This window comes from Paenibacillus sp. LC231 (genome assembly GCF_001860525.1).
In the GTDB taxonomy this organism is placed as follows: domain Bacteria; phylum Bacillota; class Bacilli; order Paenibacillales; family Paenibacillaceae; genus Paenibacillus_AQ.
On record NZ_JFOM01000037.1, the window covers coordinates 71,721 to 95,511 of the forward strand.

At 51.7% G+C, this 23,791-nt stretch carries 19 protein-coding genes; 4 read left to right on the forward strand and 15 right to left on the reverse strand.

All coding sequences use genetic code 11. The features are described 5' to 3' along the window. Positions 1 to 8: 8 nt before the first annotated feature. Complete coding sequence (locus AK95_RS21470) at positions 9 to 608, reverse strand: TetR/AcrR family transcriptional regulator (protein ID WP_071221942.1); 600 nt, start codon at positions 606 to 608, stop codon at positions 9 to 11. A 274-nt stretch (positions 609 to 882) separates the two neighbouring features. Between AK95_RS21470 and lacZ the strand changes: the two genes are divergently transcribed. Continuing rightward, positions 883 to 3,999 carry a beta-galactosidase, LacZ type gene (gene lacZ, locus AK95_RS21475; RefSeq protein WP_071221943.1) on the forward strand — a complete coding sequence of 1,039 codons (3,117 nt, stop codon included), beginning with the start codon at positions 883 to 885 and terminating at the stop codon, positions 3,997 to 3,999. Positions 4,000 to 4,146: 147 nt separating this feature from the next. Here lacZ and AK95_RS21480 read toward each other — a convergent pair whose 3' ends face one another. The 10 genes from AK95_RS21480 to AK95_RS21530 all read right to left on the reverse strand — a co-directional run bounded on the left by AK95_RS21480 (position 4,147) and on the right by AK95_RS21530 (position 17,950). Beyond that, entirely contained in the window at positions 4,147 to 5,214 is a 1,068-nt protein-coding gene (locus tag AK95_RS21480; protein WP_071221944.1) for a hemolysin family protein, read from the reverse strand. 76 nt (positions 5,215 to 5,290) lie between these two features. After that, positions 5,291 to 6,589 (reverse strand): hemolysin family protein, encoded by a 1,299-nt coding sequence (locus AK95_RS21485; protein ID WP_071221945.1) that lies wholly within the window; start codon positions 6,587 to 6,589, stop codon positions 5,291 to 5,293. A 504-nt stretch (positions 6,590 to 7,093) separates the two neighbouring features. Next, complete coding sequence (locus tag AK95_RS21495) at positions 7,094 to 7,588, reverse strand: pyridoxamine 5'-phosphate oxidase family protein (RefSeq protein ID WP_071222304.1); 495 nt, start codon at positions 7,586 to 7,588, stop codon at positions 7,094 to 7,096. A gap of 230 nt (positions 7,589 to 7,818) precedes the next feature. Beyond that, complete coding sequence (locus tag AK95_RS21500; protein WP_071222305.1) at positions 7,819 to 9,834, reverse strand: alpha-L-arabinofuranosidase C-terminal domain-containing protein; 2,016 nt, start codon at positions 9,832 to 9,834, stop codon at positions 7,819 to 7,821. A gap of 53 nt (positions 9,835 to 9,887) precedes the next feature. Continuing rightward, entirely contained in the window at positions 9,888 to 10,781 is an 894-nt protein-coding gene (locus tag AK95_RS21505) for a carbohydrate ABC transporter permease (RefSeq protein WP_071221947.1), read from the reverse strand. A gap of 14 nt (positions 10,782 to 10,795) precedes the next feature. Next, positions 10,796 to 11,758: an ABC transporter permease gene (locus AK95_RS21510; RefSeq protein ID WP_071221948.1), complete on the reverse strand. Its 963-nt coding sequence runs from the start codon at positions 11,756 to 11,758 to the stop codon at positions 10,796 to 10,798. Positions 11,759 to 11,791: 33 nt separating this feature from the next. Then, entirely contained in the window at positions 11,792 to 13,363 is a 1,572-nt protein-coding gene (locus AK95_RS21515) for an extracellular solute-binding protein (protein ID WP_071221949.1), read from the reverse strand. Positions 13,364 to 13,561: 198 nt separating this feature from the next. Further along, complete coding sequence (locus tag AK95_RS21520) at positions 13,562 to 15,202, reverse strand: response regulator (RefSeq protein ID WP_071221950.1); 1,641 nt, start codon at positions 15,200 to 15,202, stop codon at positions 13,562 to 13,564. Between the two features lie 4 nt (positions 15,203 to 15,206). Next, the gene (locus AK95_RS21525) at positions 15,207 to 17,021 is read right to left on the reverse strand and encodes a sensor histidine kinase (RefSeq protein WP_071221951.1); all 1,815 of its coding nucleotides are present in this window, start codon (positions 17,019 to 17,021) and stop codon (positions 15,207 to 15,209) included. 74 nt (positions 17,022 to 17,095) lie between these two features. Continuing rightward, entirely contained in the window at positions 17,096 to 17,950 is an 855-nt protein-coding gene (locus AK95_RS21530; protein WP_071221952.1) for an AraC family transcriptional regulator, read from the reverse strand. A 124-nt stretch (positions 17,951 to 18,074) separates the two neighbouring features. On the opposite strand from AK95_RS21530, the gene AK95_RS21535 reads away from it, so the two are divergent. The 3 genes from AK95_RS21535 to AK95_RS21545 are packed head-to-tail and all read left to right on the forward strand — an operon-like array spanning position 18,075 to position 20,816. Next, on the forward strand, positions 18,075 to 19,613 hold the full coding sequence (locus AK95_RS21535; RefSeq protein WP_071221953.1) for a sulfatase family protein: 1,539 nt from the start codon (positions 18,075 to 18,077) through the stop codon (positions 19,611 to 19,613). Beyond that, entirely contained in the window at positions 19,613 to 20,260 is a 648-nt protein-coding gene (locus AK95_RS21540) for a chromate transporter (protein WP_071221954.1), read from the forward strand. The genes AK95_RS21535 and AK95_RS21540 overlap by 1 nt, the downstream gene beginning before the upstream one ends. A 25-nt stretch (positions 20,261 to 20,285) precedes the next feature. Further along, complete coding sequence (locus tag AK95_RS21545) at positions 20,286 to 20,816, forward strand: chromate transporter (RefSeq protein WP_071221955.1); 531 nt, start codon at positions 20,286 to 20,288, stop codon at positions 20,814 to 20,816. Here AK95_RS21545 and AK95_RS21550 read toward each other — a convergent pair. The 4 genes from AK95_RS21550 to AK95_RS21565 all read right to left on the reverse strand — a co-directional run bounded on the left by AK95_RS21550 (position 20,813) and on the right by AK95_RS21565 (position 23,713). Beyond that, entirely contained in the window at positions 20,813 to 21,034 is a 222-nt protein-coding gene (locus AK95_RS21550; protein WP_071221956.1) for a hypothetical protein, read from the reverse strand. The genes AK95_RS21545 and AK95_RS21550 overlap by 4 nt on opposite strands. 5 nt (positions 21,035 to 21,039) lie before the next feature. Further along, entirely contained in the window at positions 21,040 to 21,786 is a 747-nt protein-coding gene (locus tag AK95_RS21555; protein ID WP_071221957.1) for a phytanoyl-CoA dioxygenase family protein, read from the reverse strand. Positions 21,787 to 21,864: 78 nt separating this feature from the next. Beyond that, complete coding sequence (locus tag AK95_RS21560; RefSeq protein ID WP_071221958.1) at positions 21,865 to 22,743, reverse strand: helix-turn-helix transcriptional regulator; 879 nt, start codon at positions 22,741 to 22,743, stop codon at positions 21,865 to 21,867. 253 nt (positions 22,744 to 22,996) lie between these two features. Next, positions 22,997 to 23,713, reverse strand: coding sequence for a LysR family transcriptional regulator (locus tag AK95_RS21565; RefSeq protein WP_235613199.1), 717 nt, complete (start codon positions 23,711 to 23,713; stop codon positions 22,997 to 22,999). Positions 23,714 to 23,791 lie beyond the last annotated feature (78 nt).

Sequence of the window (23,791 nt, forward strand, 5' to 3'; positions counted from 1 at the left end):
TGCTATATTTAAAAAGATTGCGTACCGACATTCCGTAACGGAGCAAATATCACCTGAAAGCACTCATCAAACAGTTCCTCCAACGTTCGGTTTGACTCTTTAATCCAGATCATCATAGCCCCGCTGATGGCAGCTTGCAGTACCCGGCTAACCATAGCCACGTCGCATTCTGCGATTTCTTTGTTCGTGATCGCCTGGCTCAGCATCTGCCGGGTAAACGCATCAATCAGCTGCAGTCGATACCGGGTTTTCTCCAACAAATCGGGGTCATTCGTCCCTTCTAAATAGAAGGAAGTATGGTTCGCCAATTCAACAGGATCTTTCATATGGGAAACCGCATGCTTAAATACGGCCTTTAGTGCATCAAGTCTCGATTGATCGGATAGGTCAGCCTCCTGGAAGGCATGCCTGGTTAGTTCAATAACATAATCGCTATAGGCCAGAAACAAATTTTTCTTCGAACCGAATCGCTTCATTAAGGCTGCCGGTGAAATATTCACTTCATGTGTGATGTCGGTTAATGCTGCTTGTCCGTATCCTTTTTTGGACAGTGCCCGGTAGACACCGTAGAAGATAGCCTCATCTCGAAATTCACGAGGTCTTACCATGCGTAATCTCCTCTCCATAGTTAGTGAATGGTCATTTACTAACTATTGTTTCATAAACTTTCTCGAGTGTAAACCGTGAAATGCCTGGAGATGAACTCGCACATCAACATACGGCCTGCAGCCAAAAAAACTCAGTCCCCCTCCGCTGACCACTCTGGTGAGTAATCAAGCTGTCTTTTTTAATAGAAAAACGCAACTTCTTTATACTCTTGGAGCGAATTAACCTCTATACTGACAGTAGAAGGAAACCATAATCTAGGAGGAGCTGAGCACATTGCGTACCAAATTCATTTACCAGGCACCTGCAAACGGTTATCCCGAATGGAATAATAATCCTAATATTTTCCAGCTGAACCGTCACAAAGCCCATGCATACATGATGACGTTCCCGTCGGAGTCTGAGGCGCTGAACCGTGCCCACTCCATGTCCCCCTGGTATCAGTCATTGAACGGGATGTGGAAGTTTGCGTTTGCCGAAACCCCTGACAAGCGCATCCAGAATTTCTATGAGATCGATTATGATTCCGGCAGTTGGGCCGACATGCCCGTCCCTTCCCATTGGCAGCTTCAAGGGTATGACTATCCTCAATATACAAATGTTAGATACCCCTGGTCCGAATCGGAGCCTGAATTGAAAGCCCCCTTCGCGCCAACGCGATACAATCCCGTAGGCTCCTACATCCGTGAATTTACGGTGCCGGACACTTGGAAGGAACAGCCCGTGTATATTAGCTTCCAAGGTGTTGAATCCGCTTTCTATGTATGGGTGAACGGCGAGATGGTCGGATACAGCGAAGATACGTTTACGCCGGCCGAGTTCGATATTACGCCCTATCTGATCGATGGCGAGAATAAATTGGCTGTAGAAGTGTATCGCTGGTGTGACGCCAGTTGGCTGGAGGATCAGGATTTCTGGAGGCTTAGCGGGATTTTCCGCGAGGTCTACCTCTATTCCGCCCCGGCCATCCATATCTCCGATTTCTTCGTGCGGCCGATTCTTGATGACGAATACCGGGATGCCGAGCTCGAGATCGATGCAACCGTTATGAATTACTTTAATGAAACCATCGATAAGGACAAGCTTCAGCTTGAGGCGCTTCTATACGACCAGGACCGTCAGTTGGTTCGGAAACAAACGCTCGCCATAGCGGATTACATTCTGGAGGAGAGTACCTTCACCCTGAGCATGAACGTCCCCGAACCAAGAAAATGGAGCTCGGAATCGCCTTATCTGTATACCGTCGTTTTGGCATTAAAGGATACGGACGGAGCATGCCTTGGAGCCGTAAGCTGCCGCACCGGCTTCCGCCGCTTCGAGCTGAAGGACGGATTGATGCGGATTAATGGTCAGCGCATTCTGTTCAAAGGCGTGAACCGGCATGAATTCTCCCCGGATACCGGACGGGCGCTTAGCCGCGAAGACATGATCACCGATATTGAGCTGATGAAGACGCATAACATTAATGCGGTACGGACCTCCCATTACCCGAATCAATCCGCATGGTATGATCTCTGCGATGAATATGGCTTATACGTGATCGATGAGACGAATCTGGAGACGCACGGAACATGGGAGTATGGGCAGCAGGAACTGAAAGATACGGTCCCCGGCAGCAAGCTCGAGTGGCGCGACAATGTTTTGGATCGCTGCAATTCGATGTTTCAACGAGACAAGAACCACCCCTCCGTCATCATCTGGTCGCTTGGCAATGAATCCTTTGGAGGCGACAACTTCATTGCGATGCACGATTTCCTGAAGGAGGCCGATCCATCGCGGCTCGTTCACTATGAAGGGATCTTTCATTACAGGGCGTCCGAGGCGGCTAGCGATATGGAATCCACCATGTATGCAAAACCTCAGGAAGTGGAGAAGTATGCAACCAGCAACCCGGGCAAGCCTTACATCATTTGCGAATACAGTCACGCCATGGGCAATTCCTGCGGCGGTCTTCACCTGTATTGGGAGCTGTTTGAGAAGTATGACATTTTACAGGGAGCCTTTATATGGGACTGGATTGACCAAGCGATCCGTACCCAAACGGCCGACGGTATCGAATATTTAGCGTATGGCGGGGATTTCAACGAAAAGCCGCATGACGGCAATTTCAGCGGAAACGGCCTGATCTTCGCGGACCGCAGCAAAACCCCCAAGCTGGACGAAGTGAAAAAATGCTACCAGAACGTCAAGTTCGAATGTTTGGACATTGCTGCTGGTCGGATTCGGGTCAGCAACCGTTTCTTATTCACCAATCTCGATCAGTATCTTGTGAGATGGAACATTCAGCTGAACGGAGAAGAAAGCCAATCCGGCACGCTCCAGCTTTCGCTCCAGCCCGGTGACCATACCGAAATCGAGATTCCGTATTCCCCTATAGAGGACGGTGGAAAGGAAGCGGTGCTCACCGTCTCCCTGGTTCGTAGGGAGAGCGCAAAGTGGGCACCCGCAGGACATGAAGAGGCTTGGGAACAGTTTGAGCTAACGCCCTATATAGCGAATAGATCGGAAACGGACGCTCTTTCAAACGCGAAGACTCTGGAAGTTACCGAATCGGATGAAGAGCTTCTCATCGCGGGTTCAGCCGTTTCGTTACGCTTCCACCTGGGCACCGGCGATCTGACATCTTACGCGCGATCCGGCAAGGAGTACCTGCTGGCACCGGCCAGACCGAATTTCTGGCGAGCCGTGACTGATAACGATCTGGGCAACCGGCTCCCTGAACGCTGCGGCGTGTGGAGAACGGCCCACGACCGGCGGAAACTGCTGTCCCTGCGCTGGCATACGGAAGGTCCTGCCGTCGTGGTCTCCAGTCACTACCAGATCGAGACGACTCCTATATCCGGACTGACCTTGGAGTATCGAATCTTCCCGGATGGAACCATCCGCGTGCAAGAAACCTTTGTCCCGGGCAGCGGTCTGCCTGACGTTCCGGAAATCGGCATGCTGTTCTTGCTGGATGAAGGCCTCGATATACTCAGCTGGTACGGCCGGGGGCCTCATGATAGTTATTGGGACCGAAAGACGGGAGCCAAAATCGGTCGATACACGGGAAGAGTCGCCGATCAGTTCGTTCCTTATTTGAGACCTCAAGAATGCGGAAACAAAACGGATGTCCGCTTCGCGAGCCTCACCGAAAGTAGCAGCGGGGAAGGTCTGCGGTTCGAAAGCTCCTCCCTCATGGAGTTGTGCGCCCTGCCGTGGACGCCAGAGGAACTCGAGGGCAGCGACCATGCGTACAAGCTCCCGCCAAGCGATAAAACCGTCCTGCGCATAAACTACAAACAAATGGGCGTAGGCGGCGACGACAGCTGGGGAGCGCCAATCCATGAAGAATTCACGCTGCCTGCGAACCGTACGTACAGCTTCGGCTTTACGATGGGGGTAGCACGCTGAACCTAATCAATAGGAAAAATACAAAAAAGAGCAGCTTCGTATTGAAGCTGCTCTTTTCATGATTCCGCAAGAACATGCCCTCTCACCACCGAACGGGTAGCAAAAGGCATTATCTCTTAGAACGTCCCCGATGCTATTCGCCATCGCTTAGGCCTGTGCACCCTGCAGCTCGCGGCGATCCGATTCGTCCCGGATGTCACCCACGATTTCCTCCAGAATATCCTCCATCGTCACCAGACCGATCACCTCGCCGGATTCGTTCGTGACGACGGCCATATGAACGCGGATTTGCTGCATCTTGATCAGGACATCCTTAATCGAAGACGACTCCGGAAAACGCGGCATGTCATGAATAAAGTCATTCACGCTGCAGTTTCTTCCGGCCGCTATGCCCGTCAGCATCTCTTTCGTATGGATAAACCCGATGAAATCCTCCGCGGGTCCCGCTTCCGTCACCGGATAACGGGTGTAGTCGTAATCGCCGAGAACTTCCAGGATATTGGCAAGGGGCCACCCTCGTTCTACCGTGACGATGCGATCTTTCGGGACCATGATTTCCCGCAAAGTGCGTTCTTCAAAAGCAAATATATTGGTCAAATACCCCATCTCGGTCTGGTTAATTTCGCCGCTCTCGTAGCTCTGATCCACGATCCACTTCAATTCCTCTTCGGAATGGACCGTTTCATGCCCTGCCGGCTTTACACCGAATAGTCGAAGCAGAAGACGCGAAGCTCCATTCAGTGCATAGATGAACGGATACATGATCTTCCCGAACCAATACAGGGGAGATGCCAGCAGCAGCGTCATTTTCTCGGCAAATTGGATCGCCAATGTCTTAGGTGCCAGTTCCCCGATGACGACGTGCAGGAATGTGATGATCCCAAGAGCAATGGCATAAGAAAGTACCGTTGCAGCGGCCGCCGGCACGTCGAATCGTTCAAACAGCGGATGGAGCATCCTTTCGACGGTCGGCTCGCCCAGCGCGCCCAGCACGAGGGCCGTAATCGTAATTCCAAGCTGGCAGGCGGACAAGTAGTAATCCAGCTCATGGGCTACCTTTCTGGCCGTAACCGCCCGTTTATTCCCTTCTGCGATCAATTGATCGATCCGGGACAGCCGCACCTTCAAGATGGCGAATTCGGCGCCAACGAAAAATGCAGTCAGTCCTATGAACACGGCAACCAAAAATAAGTTTAACGCGATTATTCCGTCCAATAATTTCCCTCTTGCGAGGGATTCACCTCCAAAAAAGTTATGGTATGAATGTACAGGAGATCATGCCCGCCCTGGATCATCCGTGTCTGAGAATGACGTGTTTGATCTGAAAATTATCCGTTTCCGCTACGGCCCATATATGCTCGCCATGCTGAATCTCATCGCCGTCTTGAGCTGTTGTGCCTTTCTGGTACTGTATCCAGCCGCCGATCGTATCCATCTCCTCGTTATCCTCGAATACCAAGCCGAAGCGCTTCTCAAGCTCCTCCAAGAGAACCCGTCCGCTAATCAGGTATTCGCGTTCCCCAATCTTCCGGATATCCGCTACTTCATCTTCGTCGAATTCGTCGCGAATTTCCCCTACGATCTCTTCCAGCACATCCTCCAGGGTCAGAATCCCGGCCGTACCGCCGTATTCATCAATCACCAGAGCCATATGCATCCGCTCCTGCTGCATTTTTAACATGGCATCCTGGATCGGTGTATTTTCAAGCACGACCGGGAGGTCCCGAACGAATTCCTCCAGCTTGCGTTCTCGTCCGGCCACGATGTGGGGCAGCATCTTTTTCACGTTGACGACGCCAACCACCCGGTCCTTGCTCCCATCCTCGATGACAGGGTACCTCGTATAGTTGTGCTCATCCAGAATACGGACGATGTCCGGGTATTTCATTCCTTTATCCAGGGTGATCAGATCCGTTCTCGGTACCATAATGTCTTTGGCCACCCGCTCATCAAACGAAAACACGTTTTCCATGTAAGCCAGCTTGGTCCCATTGATCTCGCCGCCCTGAAAGCTCTGCGCCATGACGATGCGGAGTTCCTCTTCCGAATAAGCCTGCTCATGCGGCGCAGGTTTCACGCCGAACGAACGAAGCAGCACGCGCGAGGCCCCATTCAACGCCCAAATGAACGGATACATCAACTTTCCGAACCAATACAGCGGGGCTGCAAGGAGCAGCGTCGTCTTTTCCGAGAATTGAATAGCCAAGGTCTTGGGCGCCATCTCCCCCACCACGACATGCAAAAATGTAACGAGAATGAACGCAATGGCGTAAGAGGCAATCGAGGCCGTTGAAGCCGATACGTCAAACCAATCGAATACGGGGTACATGAAACGTTCAACGGCAGGCTTGCCGATGGCCCCAAGCCCCAGCGCCGTCACCGTAATGCCGAGCTGGCAGGCCGAGAGATAGTAATCGAGATCGCCGGCTACCTTTTTGGCAACAACCGCCTTCTTGTTTCCTTCCACAATCAATTGATCGATCCGCGACATGCGGATTTTAACAACGGCGAACTCGGACGCCACGAAAAAAGCGGTCAACGCAATCAGTATGGCAAGAATGATTAAATTAGTGATGGTAATAATGTCCAATAATTTCCCTCTTCAGAGGGATTCACCTCCAGATTGAATTAAGGCCCTATGTTTGGGCATCAGAACAGGTCATGTCTATATACGATATTTCCATAAAAAAGAGGTAGTTCGCAGATGAGAGTATTACAGCCTAATTCCGCATTTGGATCCATTTGCAATAACGCCTTCCCAATGAACTCCCTCCTCTCCTGGAATCTATTTTTCATATTTATGAAAAAAGTATATCATAACGGATGCCAAACCATCCAGTTGCACGTTATGGTTTGGGAGCGGATTTCAATACGAATTCACATAATTCTCACTTGTTTGATGAGGTATATTCTTTTATATGTTAAATCTGTCCTGTTATGTATTAAAATGCTCACAATATCGGTGCTTATCCAAACAAACCAAAAGGTCGCCGTCTTGAAGGATATGCGCATGCGGATTTAACATACTATAAAAAAACGCAGGATCATGGCTGGACCCTGCGGTTTTCCCTCTGCTAATTATCGTACCTCGTAATCAATGGAGATCAACGGTTTTGTTAATATCCGAGTCGCCATCCGGCTCTTGGCCCACCATTTTCTTGAAGAAGGCTTTTACCGTTTTGGTTTTGTTTCCGGTTTCCCAATACTCTGCGGTGTCCGTATCCACCTTGATCAGAATAATGTTGGGATCGTCGTAGGACGTCTGCAGAAACTTCTCATATGCCGCGTTCCAGAGCGCCTTTTTCCGTTCTAGGTCGTCCACGGCTTGGGCCGTTCCCCGAATCGATACATAGGATTTGCCGACATAAGCAATATTGACGTTGGGATTAGCCATAATTTCTTGATATTTGCTGGTGTCCCTTTTCGTCAAAAACCACAAATCGCCGTCGAATTCGATATCCTGCGTTTGCATCGGTCTGGAGTTGATCCCGCCCTCCGATATCGTGGAGAACATCGCCGTTTCAATATCCTTGATAATATCCTTCACGGTCTCGACCGCTTCCCGGTTCACTACGGTTCCGTTTGACATCTCAATCACCCCATCCATGTATTTAGTCTCTAATTACACTTCCCATAAATAAGTTAAACGATGAATCCTTTATAACTCCGTTTTCCTTTGCTGAGTCATCCATTATGATTAGACAAAGTTTTAACCGTCGCTTGCACCAAAAAAAGCCGGAAGCTGCCAGCGCAGCCCGACTTTTTTAGCGGATCGATTCATTTAGAAGCTTACTTCATTCCTTTGTACCTTGCGCCACACTATGAGCGCGCTTTGAATTCAAGCGCGTAAACAGATGAAGGTCGTAACAGGTGCCCCCGCTGCCATGCCTCTGCCGGCACTTTGCGTTCCTGGCACACGATATAATCCGGCTGGAACACGGAGTTCACATCATCGTAAGAATTGCCGGTAATTTCATAAAGGGTCGTTTCCCCGGAAGCCTCGAAGGCCTGCAAATCCAGTACGGCCGTTACCTCCTCCAGGCTGCGGTTAACAATAAATACGGTGACTTGGCTGCCGTCGTCATTCGTCCCGGCCACAATGTCCAGCTCCGGAAGCGCATCAAGCTCCATAGGCGTTTCCTTGTTTGATGCCACGGAGAAAGTGCCGCATTCCGCTTGGACGGGGAGAAGACGACGGACGTCGCGATTCGCGTAAAGCTTTAACACTTCATAGGTTGGCGTCCCGTATATCGTGAGCGGAAGCCCGCTCCATCCGGGCTCCTTGCCGCAATACTGATCCGCGTAGTAATCCCCGACCCGTATGCATCCTCCGAGCCAGCCATTCACAAGATCGGAGAAGCTGCCGATATGCACCATGTCGCTGCAGCGAATCATTTCGTTCAGGTTGGCGGCATTGGCCACCGCGGCACCTAATGTATGCTCGTTCGGCAGCCCTTTTCGCACCGTATTCGGATAGTACATCGTGTTGTATTCGGTGATCGCCAGCTTCACGTGACTATGCTTCGACTGGGATCGGATCAACTCCGTTGTCTTCCGGACATGGTGCCGGGTCCACTCGGGATAAGAGGCAATCGCTTTATAACGTTCCTCTGCCGGCGTATCCCGGTTCATGCCGAAAGGGCCGTAGCCGTGATATAAATGCAGCGTCAAGTAGTCCATATACTCGCCTGCCAGATCCAGCACGGCCTTGTTCCATTCCTGCTCGTAATGCCCGCAGGCCAGCAGCACGATAGAAGCGTCCGCCTCCTTCATGGCCTTGGCAAACGATATGGTCCGCTTCGCAAACTGTTCTGCCGTACAAGTGCCGACCTGCCATTGGCCCCATACCTCGTTGCCGATCTCCCAATACTTGACGTTGTATGGCTCAGGGAAACCGTTTCGGGCACGTAAAGCGCCCATGGGTGTATCCACGCTCCCATTGCAGTATTCGATCCACTGCGCAGCTTCTTCAGGGGTACCCGATCCATCGTTCACGCAAATCAGGGGCTCCACCTGCAGCTCGCGGCAAAAGCGGATGAATTCGTCCGTGCCGAAATATTTGCTGGTCCATCCTCCCCAGGCTTCGTTGTACATGACCGGTCTCTCCAGAACCGGACCGATGCCATGCTCCCAGTGGTAAGCGCTGATGTAATTGCCCGCGAGCCTCATCATGCCCGCATTCAGCGCTCTCGTCATCTCGATCACTTCACGCTTCACCATCGCGATGCTATCGATCGGCAGCAGGGACGCGTGATCGATCCAGAGCATGCCGGTGGAAACGTGATCGATCCACCTTGGATGCTCGGCCGGAACATACACCCGGATCTCGGCATCACTGCAAGCGCGTGTGATCGACAGCTCACCCACGTATTCATGCCAGTTGTGGCTGCCGAGCTCCACGCGAAGCTGTCCAAGCGTTTCTTCCGTACGCCGGTCCACGGCTTCGACCATCGCGTATTGAAGCTCGATGGAAGCGCGGGCAACAAGCCGGACCGTATACTTCATCGGACCCTTTAATGCCGCTTTCTGCGCGATGCCGGCATAGGCTTCGTCATCGCTCAGGATCCGGATGCGCTGGGCGCGTCCCGAATGCCGGGGCGCCGGGGCTTCCATGGCGTACCCGGTGTTGCGCCCGTTGGTATAGGCGCGCCAGCTTCCCGACACCGGCGTCTTGGTCTCCGCCTCGCTTTCAAAATCCATGTCCCTCAGTGGAAACGCAAGCATCGCCTCCATATGATCCCGAATATCCTCCACAAAATGACCGAACAGGTAAGGATTGATCGTATGCTCGCTCTTGCGGCTGCAATCAATGGTAATCGGTGCGTTCTTATTCAACATATAACCTCCCCAAGCAATTTTAGGCTGGCCCGTGCGATCGGTATCGGAAATTAACCTTTAATCGAGCCAATCATGACGCCTTTAACGAAATGCCGCTGCACGAACGGATACATCAGCAGTACAGGTAAACTGGAGACGATAATGACCGCGTATTTGATGCTTTCGGCAAGCAGGATGCTTTCTTCCAGTCCCACGCTGCCGTCCACGGCATCTGATTGGCTAATCAGCAAAATTTCGCGCAGCACCAGCTGAAGCGGATGCAAATTCTCGTTACGAATATAGATGAGCGCATTAAAGAATGAATTCCAGTGGCCGACCGCATAAAACAACACCATCACCGCCAGGATCGGCTTGGATAGAGGGAGAATGATACTGAAAAGCAGCCTCCAGTTGGAACAGCCGTCGATATGGGCGGCCTCCTGCAGCTCCCAGGGAATGCTCGATTGGAAATAGGTCCTCATCACGATCAGATTGTAAGTGGCAATCGCGCCGGGAACAATCAGCGCCCACATCGAATCGACCATTCCCAAATCCTTGACCAGCAGATATGTTGGAATCAACCCTCCGCTGAAGAACATCGTCAGCGTGATAAACACCATGATCGCATTTCGCCCCGGAAGGTCAGGCCTTGATAGCGGGTAGGCCGCCAAAATCGTCATAATGATATTGATCACTGTGCCGACGACCGTATAGATAATCGTGTTGCGATATCCCGTCCAAATCTTTTCGTTTTGCAAAATATTGGTGTAGGCATCCAGCGTTACGCCTTTCGGCAGCAGCCAGACTTCGCCGTTCAATACCCTGGTCGGATCACTGAACGAAGCGCTGACAATAAAGATCAACGGGTACAGCACAATGACGATAATGATCGCGGCGATCACGTATATGATGACATCGAATACCCGTTCATTCGCGGCCTCTTTTACTGTCGACGGCTTGGACATGGCGCGTCCCCCCTTTACCATAAGCTTGTCTCTGACGTCTTGCGCGCAATCCGGTTTACGAACAGCAGCAGGAACAGATTGATGACCGAATTAAACAGTCCGATCGCTGCCGTGTAACTGTATTCTCCCTTTAAAATGCCTGTCGTGTAGACAAACGTGGAGATGACGTCGCTTGATTCCAGATTCAGGTTGTTCTGCATCAACAATATTTTTTCAAAGCCAATGTTCATGAAATGACCGATATCCAAAATGAGCAAAATGATAACGACAGGCGCGATTCCTGGCAAAGAGATGTGCCAGATGCGCCGCAGCCTCGATGCTCCGTCCATCTTGGCCGCCTCGTAGAGCTGCGGGTTCACCCCGCTCAGCGCCGCAATATAGATAATGGATTGCCACCCCATGTTCTGCCAGATGTTAGAGCCGATAAAGATGGTCTTGAACCAGCCGGCTTCCTCAAGAAAACGGATCGGCGTACCGCCGACGGCCTCGATTAACAGATTGATCGGACCGCTATTGGGCGAGAGGAACACGTTTAGAATGCCAACGATCACGACCACCGAAATAAAATGCGGTATGTACGTAATGTTCTGCAGCCATTTGCTGAAGGTCTTGCTGCGTATTTCATTGATGATCAACGCCAGCAGGATCGGAATCGGGAAGGCAATCAACAAGGAAAACAAATTGATGGACAGCGTATTCCACAGCAGCCGCCAGAAATAATACGAATCAAAGAAGCGTTCGAAATGCCCGAAGCCCTCCCAGCTGCTGCCGAGGATACCTTTTGCCGGATTGAAATTTTTAAACGCGATTTGCAGCCCGTATAGCGGACCATAGTGAAAGACCAGATACCAGACGACCGGCAGAAGCAGCATGAGATACAGGTCATATCGCTTGGCCATTTGCCTTAATAGGCGGGAACCCCGCCTCAAATCGCTTCGAGGCAGAACCATCGATGAATCGGCTTTGACACGCTTCATGGGCATCCACTCCTTATCCATGATGTAGCAGCATTATTTCTGCATTTTGTCATAGGCATCCTGATACAATTTCTCCAGCTCGCCGATTTTCATCTTCTGGAGCGTGGATTGGAATTCTCCCCACTTGTCGAAGCTAAGCGCGCCAACAATGAACTTCGTGCTTTGCTCTTCGTAGTATTTGTCGATATCGTTGCGAAGAATGTTGACCTGCTGCGCGGTTTGCTCGTCAAACAACGGAGCCGCATAACGAACCTTCGGCATGAACGGATCCAGCTGCTGCTGCGCCTCCTGTACCTGCGGTGGGTTGATGAACGAGGCAACCTGTTCGCTGATGAGATGAGGTGCCCCTCCTCCCGCATAAGGCGTGATTTTGGCCTGATTGGTAATATCCTTCAGGAAATCCTCCGTGTAGTACGGAATTCCGTCCTTGAGCTCGTAGTGCTCCCCTTCCCTGCCGAACCTCAGAAGCGTCGAACCTTCGTCACTATAGAAATAATCGATCCAGCGCATCGTGACTTCCGGGTATTTATTAATGGACGTAATCGCAAAAGCTCCAAAATCCCGCGCAATCGGCAAAGCCTGGCTTTGCATCCGATCTCCGCCCGGGCCAGCCGGAGGCGCGATTCCGGTATACTGGTCCTGGATCGACAAGAAGTTATTGTTGGTCTGGTCAAAGAAGAATCCCGTATTTCCCGAGCCCTGCTTGGCCAAATATTGCGCTTCGGTGTGGGAGAAGATTTCGGGATCCAGAAGCTTCTCCTTGTAAAGCTTGTTTAAGTACATGAGCATCTCTTTATTCTTGTCGCTGCCCATCCAGATGCTTACTTTGTCGTTGTCGATGTTGATGTTATATCCGAGCTGCGTATCCAGTCCGAATGAACCGCTCATCGCAGCCACGATCGCCAATCCGACACGGGCCGTCATCGGAATTTCATCCTGCTTCCCGTTGCCGTTCGGGTCACCGTCGCGGAAGGCAATCAGCACATCATACAGTTCGTCCGTCGTCTCCGGCACCTCCAGATTCAGCTTCTCCAGCCACATCTGGTTGATCCATTTCTTATCCGTCCGCGCCGCACCAAGCGTTACAATGCCAGGAATCGCATAGATATGCCCCTCCGGAGTCGTGATGCCCGCGCGAATTTCCGGATATTCCTCCATCAATTTTTTCAGGTTCGGCGCATATTCATCGATAAGGCCTTCCAGCGGAATCAGCTGTCCTGCCGATCCGTAACGAACGGCCTCAAGCGGCGACAGACCGGAGCGGAACAAGGCATCAGGCAGCTCATTGGAGGCGAACAACAGGTTTTTCTTCTCCTGGAAGCCGTCCGTCGGCGCTTCGATGAACTCGACCTTCACATTGCTCAGTTTCTCGTAATCCTGGAACACCGGCATCTCCTTGAACGGACCGTTCACGGGCGCAATCCGGGTGAACATCTTGAGATCTACGGTCTGATCTACGATTGGAAACCCTGTAGTATGAACGACATTCTCTGTACCTTCGGGTGCAGCTTCTTTCTTCGAACCTCCATCGGAACTGCATCCGGCCAGCATCAAGCTGGAAGCGATCATCGTGATGACCGCATTTCTTCCCCAGCGTTTACGCATAAATAAGCGACCCCCATATCTCTTCATTCACCAGGCGTAACTTGTAAGCGTTTACCACCTGGTGTGTGATTATTATAATTCACCCTTTAAGACGGCCCATTACAAAAATATGACCTTTTACTCCACATATTTTACGAATCTGTGAAGGGAAGCTTCGCTGCATGCTTCACCTGCCGATCCGAATACTAGGGTTTTTGCCTAGCCTCTTCCCAAACGGTTCAAATACTCTTGCGGGGTTACCCCCGTTATTTCCTTGAATACTTTAAAAAAATAGTTATGGGTCGTGAAACCCACTTGATTGCTGATTTCCTTGATCGAGTATTTGCCGCTTTCCAGCAGCTTCCGCCCTGCGTCAATCCGAACCTGATTCAGATACTCCGAGAACGTCCGCTGTGTCTCTTCCTTGAAAATCCTGCTTAAATAAGAAGAGTTCAGGCCGATGGCACCCGCGGCCAGCTCCAGCGTGACATAACCCGGATACCTCTCCAGAATAAAATGAACGGCCTGCGTGACATGCCGTGAATACGGTCCCGCCGCACGGTGCTGCTTCAGCAGGCCGAGCAAACCCGCATAGTAGAATTGCAGCCATTGCACCAGCTCCCCGACACTGCCGATTCTTCCGAGCTCGCTTCTTGAAGGAAGCTTCTCCTTCACGGCTTCCGCAGATGGCATCCATGTCTTCCATGCCTTATCCCCGGTTAACATAAGCTCGCTGACGATCATCTGGATTGCATACGAATGGACCGGCAGATGGCGGATCGAAGCAAAGATGGAGGAGATTAACCCGTGCACGTCATCGATATCCAGCCTTTCAATTGAAAGCAGAAGCTGCTTGTGTTCCTCGATCGTCAAAGATACACGCTGATCGTTTCCGCTGGCAAGTCCCCCGGCCCGGCCCGGCATCCTTGAAACCGCATTGCTTCCGGACGGCTCCATGGTGGAAGCGTCGAGCACCCGCTCAGCGGAGCTATAACTGGAGCCGAGTTGTGACAAGCTGGTGCATACATGTCCGACGGAGACCACGCATTTTAAATTAAGGAAAAGCTCGAGCGCATGTTGAAGCTTCCTCATCCGTCCGGCGATCTCGTTCTTTATGGCATGTTCGCTCCGCTCCTTGAACGCGAACACGACAACAAACCGCCCATCCTCCACGTAAGCCGCCGTCCGCTCCTGAATATCCCCCAAGCTCTGCTGCATCATATCGACCGCCTGCTGAACCAGGCGGTTCGTTTGCACGTCGCTGTATGACTCCGTCAGCAGCAGGAACGGAACAATCTGCACGGCGGCTGCCGCATAGCTTAACGCGTGGGTGTACAGGCTGTTTTTTTGTGAGAAAGCCTTAACCTCCGTGGTTGCATCCCTCCGTCCGCTAACCAGGTACACGATATAATCGCGGATCAGCGCGGGATTCAGCCTTTCGGCCACGGCCTCATGAGTTTTGCGTTCTTCCAGCCGATCCTGCTGCCGTATTTCCAGAACTGCTTTGTTTAACAAGGCAACCAGCGCTGCACCGTCCAGCCGATGCTTCAACAGATAATCGATGGAGCCGTTCTTCAGGCACTCCCTGACGTAATCATAATCATCATAGCTGCTGAGCATAATCGTCTGAATGAACGGAAACCGTTCCTGGATCGCCCGATTGAGCTCTACGCCGTTCATTTCGGGCATATTTACGTCAATAATTGCAATATGCGGAGGAGACTGCTCAATCATGGCCAAGGCCATCAATCCATTATGCGCTTGGCCGCATAATTCGAATCCATGCTCATTCCAGTCCAATAACGTGCGCAGATCATGCCGTACCAATGGCTCATCATCAACGAGCAGCACTTGAAACATGGCTTTATATCACCTCTTGTCGGGATTTATCCGCACTGGATTTGTCCGCACTCTCCATTTTTTTCGGCAGCCGGACCTCGGCCTTCGTATATAGCCCCGGCTCACTGTACAGCTTGACGCCGTACGAATCGCCGTACATATGAACGATCCGCTCATGCACACTCCGCACGCCCATACCGCTAAAACGGGAGGTTTCCCCCTTCTTGCCCGTCTCGCCCAGCAGGCGCGCCCTTTGCCCTTCCGTTATGCCCTTGCCATTGTCGATCACTTCAATCTTCAGGTCGCTGCCCTCATCGCATACGCGTATCAGCACGAGCCCTTCCTGCTCCATCGCGCCGATACCATGAATGACGGCATTCTCCACAAGGGGCTGCAGCATCAGCTTCAGCACCCGGTATTCCAGCAAAGCATCGTCCTCAACCTGGGTGACCATCCGGATCGGCTCCATATACCTGTACTTCACGATCGAGATATAACGTTCAACATAATCCAGTTCCTCCCTCACCGTCAGAAATTCGCTCGAATTGCCCAGAACGCCGCGCATGAGCTCAATCAGCGATCCGGACACCTCTTCGATATTCGGCACGCCGTTCATCTTGGCCAAATACTTAATGGTGTTAAGCGAGTTGTATAAAAAATGCGGATGAATTTGCGCCTGTAGCGCCGTCAATTCGGCCTCCCGCTTCTCCTTCTCGCTGACCCGAATCCCTTCGAGCAGTCGCTTCAATTCCTCCACCATGCTGACAAAGACGCGGTATAGCTGTCCGGTCTCGTCCTCGCTGGTTATCTCCTTTCTCGGAAACGTCAGATTCCCTTCCTTCACGAACATCATTAAGGATTTCAACCTCCGGATGTTGAGGGTAATTCGGGAAGATACCTGCAGCGAACCGATCAGGACTACAATGAAGACGATAACCGATACCTCCGCCAACAGTTTACGGAGTTTTGTTGATTCGCTAAGCAGCGAATCCATCGGTATCAAAGCCAGGGTGGTCCAGCCCGTATAACCGGATTGGCGGCTGACTACGATATAGTCTCTGCCGTCAATGGCTTGCTTGACGGCGTCCCCATCCCCTGCGAGTTCCCCATGAATGTTGAGGATCTTCTCGAACGAAGGGGCAAAGGACGGCGCCGATTCAGCCTCATAGACAAACCCGCCCTGCTTGTCCAGCACGTAGATCATGCTATCGGTGGTCGGCTTCACGCCGTATGTTTTTTGGATGAAATCATAATTCAAATCCACCATGACAACCCCGATCGGTTCACGGTTATATCGAATCTCCCGCCCGACCGTGATGGCATCGGACACCCCGGTTTGCTTGAAGTACGCGTGACGCGATCCATTCTGGAGCATATAATCCATCATTCCGGTCCCCAAGACCGTCTTATCCAGCCACGGACCACCTGAGAAAAACACCTTGCCGTTTAAACCGACTACGGCAATCCGAGAAATGTAAGGCTTGTAATCGATCAGAACGGATAGAAACTCATCGATCCGTTTCTGCTCTTGAAACCATTCATAACTAATTTCTTCATGAGGGCTCAGCAGGGTGTCGATCACCGTGTTTTTGTTGGTCACCACGACGGTGTTCAGCCGGTCGATCTCTTCCAGCATCATATTCAGCGATTCATCCGCCTGCCTGATGCTGTCCGAAACCGAGGTGATCGCATTTTGCATGATCGTCTCGCGCATGCTCATATACACGATGACCGTAATGGAGACGATGGACACAAGCGTTACCACACTGAACGCAATAAAGATTTTCCCCTGAATACTTCGCCTCGGTGATATCCACCTTTGAATCGTAGAGAATTTCATGGCGCCTCTCCTTTTTCCAGATCAGAAGAACCAGATCGTAAACGTTTACAAAAAAGCAAATGCCGTCCGTACGGTCAGCATCGAGCTCCGCGCATCGTTATGGGAGGCACCTTATAATAGATCTTGAAAGCTCTGGTGAACGAATATAAATTCGGATAGCCGAGAGACAAGGCAATTTCGGTAATTGTTGCGTCTGTTTCTTGTAACAACCGTTTCGCCTTTTCCATTCGAATGCGCTGAAGGTATTTTAACGGCGGCATTCCTACCTGATGGGTGAACATATTGGAGAAGTATGACCGATGCACCCCCGCGAATTCGGCAACCTGCTGTACGGAAATCCCCTCGGTGGCATGCAGTTCCATATAATCCAAACACTCGTGAATCCATCCCGCAAGTTCCGTCGGCTGCGCGGAGGCCATATCCGGGACCATGCCGGCGAGCAGTCCATAAATCAAGCCGTGCAGCTCCAGCGATACCGCCGGTTTCCAGCGCTCGGCTCCGGCCAGGGCATCAATCACGCGTTCGGAGGATTCCTTGACCTTGGAGGATATCATTTGTTTGCCAAACGGGTTGTCCGGAAATAAGCCAGCCAGCTCCAGCAATGGCTTGACCCTGTTCCCGTCCACTGCTAACCAGCTCATCTGAAGTGAGGTATCCGCAGGCAGCATGTGATAATAATAGGTCCGGCCCGGAAACAGGCAGAACAGATCATTCTTTTGCAGATCCACTCGTTTGCCGTCGAACTCCAGCCTCACCATGCCTTCATGTACAAAATGCAGGCTGTAACACTCGATTCGTTTCGGTCCGACCCTGTAATTGGGCTTGGCTATGCTTCGTCCCGCCCGGACAGGCCAGATCTGTTCCTCTTTATCCAAATATCCAGGCGTGTAATAGATGAACTCCGCATACTCATATTCATATTCCTGCATGATGGCTCCCTCCTCTTTTCTTCATTTTTCTATCCAGAATAACAAAATGACAACAAAAATATAACACCCCGCTATTTTTATAACCTGATATTTTCAATATCATCATACTAGGAGGCGATTACACTTGTCGAGAAGACCTAACATTTTGCTAATCACAAGCGATCAGCAGCATTGGAATACCATCGGAGCATTTCAGCCTGAAATCTCTACGCCCAACCTGGACCGCCTTGCGCGTCAAGGAACGACGTTCGATCGGGCGTATTGCCCCAATCCCACCTGTACGCCGAGCCGGGCTTCCATCATTACGGGGCAGTACCCAAGTCAGCATGGAGCATGGACCCTGGGGACAAAGCTGCTGGAAGACCGCCATACCGTAGGAGAGAGCTTCCAAGACGCAGGCTATCGAACCGCACTGGTGGGAAAAGCGCACTTCCAGCCGTTAAAATCCACGGAAGATTACCCATCCGTAGAGGCCTACCCGATTCTTCAGGATTTGGAGTATTGGCGGAATTTTAACGGACCTTTTTACGGATTCGATCACGTCGAGCTGGCCCGAAACCATACGAATGAGGCCCATGTCGGACAACATTATGCCCTATGGCTGGAGGAGCAAGGGTGTGCCAATTGGCGGGAGTACTTCCTGCCCCCTACGGGAACTATGGATCCTACCCAAACGTACACCTGGCCCATACCGGAACAATACCACTACAATACCTGGATCGCCGAGCGAACCAACTCTCTGTTGGAGCAATATAAAAGGGCGGATGACCCCTTCTTTATGTGGGCGAGCTTCTTCGACCCGCACCCGGAATACCTGGTTCCGAAACCATGGGATTCGATGTATGATCCGGAAAAACTCACGATCCCATCCTTAACGCCTGGTGAGCATGACCGCAATCCGCCGCACTTCCGCTTGACGCAGGAAGAAAATCCGGATTTTTCGCATCTCGCTGAAACCGGGTTCGGCATTCACGGCTACCGTTCCCATCATTATTACGAATACGGCTCGAAATCCAAGTTAACGGAGTATGATAAGAAGAAGCTTGTCGCCGTGTATTATGGCATGATCAGCATGATGGATAAATATATCGGCAGCATTCTCGATAAACTGGATGAACTGGGGCTGTCCGAGGATACGATCGTTGTTTTCACCACCGATCACGGACATTTCTTCGGCCAGCACGGCCTTCAAGCGAAGGGCGGGTTCCATTACGAGGATTTAATCAAGCTTCCATTCATTGCACGATATCCAGGACGGGTGCCTGCCGGAAAAAGAACAGATGCGATGCAGTCTCTGGTCGACCTGGCCCCTACCTTCTTATCCTTCTGCAATATACCGATACCGCCAGCGATGACGGGCATCGACCAAAAGGATGTGTGGCTAGGTAACGTGGACGCAGCGCGGCAGCATGCTCTCTGCGAATTCCGGCACGAGCCTTCGACTATTCATCAAAAAACGTACATCGAGCAGCGTTATAAGATCACCGTTTATTACAATCAAACCTACGGCGAGCTCTTTGACCTAGAAGCGGATCCCGGCGAACTGCGCAATTTATGGGATGAACCGGGGTACGAGCAGCTAAAGGCGGAGCTTCTGCTCAAATACATCTGGGCCGAGCTTGGCAAGGAGCCGATGCCGATGCCGAGAATTCATCACGCCTGATGAAAAGGACAAACGCATATTTTAGCAGTCTGAAAAAAAGATTGACGCTGCTGGCCCGGCTTTTTTGGACCTTCTGCTGCATCGGCCCCTCCACCTTCGGGGGCGGGTATGCAATGCTGCCTATTATTGAGCGCGAAGTGGTGAGCAAGAAAAAGTGGGTAAACGAGGAGGAAATCGGTGAGCTTATCTCGCTTGCCGGTTCCGCTCCCGGCGGCGTCGGCGTGAATGCGGCCGCGATGATCGGCCACCGGCAAGCCGGTATTGCCGGGGCTGTTTCGGCTGTGCTCGGAGTGACATGCCCCACGTTTTTGATCGTGATTCTGATCAGCGTAGGCGCCGTTTTTTTTCGGGATCAACCCAAGGTTGAAGCCGCTTTAAAGGGGATGCATGGCGCCGTTATTGCGTTAATTGTCTTCGCTGCTTACCGGATGGCCAAACATGCCGTCTTCGATGCGACAACAACGATCACCGCGCTTGCCACCGTATCGGTGATGCTGTTTACAGGCGTGCACCCTCTCTATCTCATTGCTCTAAGCTTACTATGCGGAATGGCCGTCATTCCGATCAAAAAACGGCTGGGCTTTCAAGCGAATACGGAGAAGAAGGCTGCGTCCAACAGCCGCCCGGAATTGGAATATTACATTTGAGAGAAACGAATCGGGGCGATAGGAAATGTATTGGGACTTGTTCATAATGTTCATAAGTGTAGGCCTCGTGTCCTTTGGCGGCGGTTATGCGGTAATCCCGGTCATTCAGAAGGAGGTAACGGAAAAAGGGCTGCTGACTGCCGCAGAATTCCAGCAAACCGTGGCGCTGGCCGGGATGGCGCCCGGTTCGATCGCCACCAATGCCGCTACGCTGATTGGCTATCAGTCCGCCGGCTATATCGGAGCCGCCGTCTCCACCGCGGGCATCATCCTGCCGTCGCTGGTCGTCATCGTGCTGCTCTCCGCCCTCTTCTACCGCATGCGGAGCAATCCATGGGTCCAATCTTCTCTATACGGTCTGCGTCCCGTAACGACAGGACTCATTGTATATGCAGCTATTCACTTTGGGTATCCCGATGACGGGGAAGGGCTCCTACAGGGCCTGATTCCTACGCTGCTCATTTGCGGAGCCTGTTTATTTCTCTTGCTGAAATATAAACTCCACCCCCTGTTGATTCTCCTCATGGCCGGTGCTGCAGGTATTGTTTTATTCTAATAAGTTGGATGGCTGTCAGCCGTATGTGATGGATTGGACAAGGTTGGCTTTCCAAAGCACGAATAAGAAGCCGGAACCTTCATGGTCCGGCTTCTTTTCGTTTCTTTTTCTATGGTATCATCCGTTCCGAAATCCGCCTGGCCATCCACTCGTTTAACCCGGGCACTATGGGACACAATCAGTTTCGGATCAAAATCGGCAGCCCGGCGTATCCCCATCCAGGTTATTCGTTGACGAATTTCGTTCCGGCTATGTTCTTACCGCGGGCCAGCCATACCTTAAAGCCGGGGTTCTTATCCGGATAGACCAGCGCTTCCGTCGAGAAATACCGCATGGTGTACCCGCAGCGACGGTACGGGCTTGTATTCGGCTCCGCGCCATGAATGATCCGCGAATCGTGAAGCGAGCACTCTCCCGCTTCCAACTCAAAGTAAACCGCTTGAGACTCATCGATGGAACCGCTCTTGATTTGGGTGTCGAACAAATTGCTCGCCCGGTCCACTTCCTCATAATCCGAGAAACCACTATCGTGCGTACCCGGAATGACCCGCATGCATCCGTTATCCTTCCAGCTGCGGTCGATCGCCAGCCATACGGTGATAATCTTGTCGAAGCTGCTTAATCTGCCGTTCCAGTAGGCCGAATCTTCATGCCATGGCGTTGCACGTCCCACATACGGATCTTTACAGATAAAGTGGCTGGACCACAACCCGATATTCGGGCCGATGATCGGTTCAACCAGATCCAGTACCTCATCGGATAACAGAAAGTCGAGCAGCCTTTCGTCACGGAAATGCGGCGTATCCAGCTCGTCGGATAATTTGCTGCCCTTCTCCTCCAGCTGCTCTTCAAAGATAGATGTCAGAACCTGCATTTTTTCGGCACTAAAGAGCGGCTTCTTGTACAGGTAGTACCCATGTTCCTTATAAAACTCAACCTCCTGCTTCGAAAGGGCTTGCGTTGTCATCATCATAACCTCCAGTCAATTAAGGATTTCGTTAACTGTGGTCATTATATCCCGGAGGGTCAGGGCCATACTGCGCATTCGTTAGGATAAATGCTGCATATCTTCGGCTTTCTCTGCCTTGTTGCGGTACTGGCGGGGGGACATTCCCTTTCGCTGACGAAACACCCTTTCAAAATGCCCCAATGTATTAAAGCCGGAAGCATAACAAATTTCGGTAACGGGCAGCGAGGATGCCTGAAGCAGCGATTCGGCGAATTGCATTCTGACGTTTTGCAGATAACGTTGAAAAGACTGCCCCACGGATTTGGAGAAGCACTCGCTGAAATAAGTAGCCGAGTATTGGGCCTGGCTAGCTGCATCTTCCAATCTCAAATCCTCACGGAAATGATGATGAATATAGATTAGGGCCCTTTGCAGGTTTAAGTTGAGCTGCCGATCTCTCGTCCCGTTCGCGGGCAGGAGGCGATTTGCGGCGCTGCCACGATACAAATCCACCAACAGCCGCTGAAGCGTAGCCCGGATCGCGATCTCGCTGCCTTCCCGCCAGACTCCGTTCTCCTCCTTCATCCGTTCATAGTCGGCGAACACCCCCGGGAGCCGCTTCTCATCAAGCTGTGCTTGCAGCAGAAGTTTCCCGCCGAATAACCAATGGTAGACGTTATCATCCATCATAGCTTCGGTGAAAATGAGATTATATATTTCAAGTGGTTCCTCTTCCAAGGAAACCAGCTCATGAAAATCGGCTGGCGTCAGCAAGAAGATGGTCCCGGAAGAGAGCGGATACGAAGAGCCGTTGAGTCTATGCTCCCCTTTTCCGGAGACCACATAACTCAGCTCGTAAAATTCATGCCAGTGCAGTTGGATTCTCCCCGGATGAACGCCGTGAAATACTTGAACAGGCGCGTGGGGCTGTAATCGGTACTCTTCATTGGTTAGCCTGGGAGGCTGCTTGGTTTCCACTTGAGACGCTCCTTTTCGCTTTCGAATTCACATTAACTTCCTCATTGATAAGCCGAACAGGCTAGAATCCGCTCCGAGCGATGTCCTGCCGGTGCGATTCGGCCAGCCGAGCAAAGTACCGAATGGCAAAATCCCGAAACAGCACCGCCGTATGCATGAGGTATCGGTCCTTGGGCCAAGACAAGGAGATGGAGCGTTTGCACCAGCTTTCTTCGAGCCGGAGCTGGACGACATCAGGTCCGGTTGACCCGCCCTATGTCACCACCGGCAGGAAGGCGACGCCCTGACCCGATCGAATGAGACCGCGGACGGTGGCGGGGTCGTCGCTCTCGAATCGGATGCGTGGAGTAAACCCGGCAAGGCGGCAGAACGCATCGGTTGTTTCCCGCAGCGATTTACCCGGAGGCAGGGTAATGAAGCTCTCTTCCTTGAGCTCCTGCAAGCTGACATGGTTCCGATCCGCGAGCGGGTGCTCGGCGGGAACGGCAACCACGATCTCCTCTTCAAGCAAGCAGACCGACGCTGTTCCCTTTGGTGGTGTTGCGCCATCGGATAGGCACAGATCGAAGCTCGGCATGCCTTCGAATGACGAAACATGCTGCTGCAATTGAAACTCTGCATGCGGCCATTCTTTGCGGAAATCGGCCAATAGGTCCGGCAGTAAATGCGAGGAGACGCGAACATCAAGCGTGATAACGGCGGAGACGCAGCCATTAGCATCCTGCAGCTGCAGCTTTCCGTCTTCCAGTGCTTGCAGCGCGATATCCACTTGGCGAAGAAACAGCTTGCCGTGCTCGTTCAGCCGTATAGATTTACGTTCCCGTTCGAACAGCTTGGTTCCCAGCTCGGCTTCAAGCGACGCGATCATTTTGCTTAATGCCGGCTGTGATATATGCAGGCTATGGGCTGCCTTTGTCATATGCTGCATTCGGGCGGCAGTCTGAAAATACTTTAATTGCAACAGTTCCATACTGATCCCCACTTTCTACAATACATAACTCCCAAGTTATAATTAATATAATCTAATATATATTAGGGCTCATTAAAC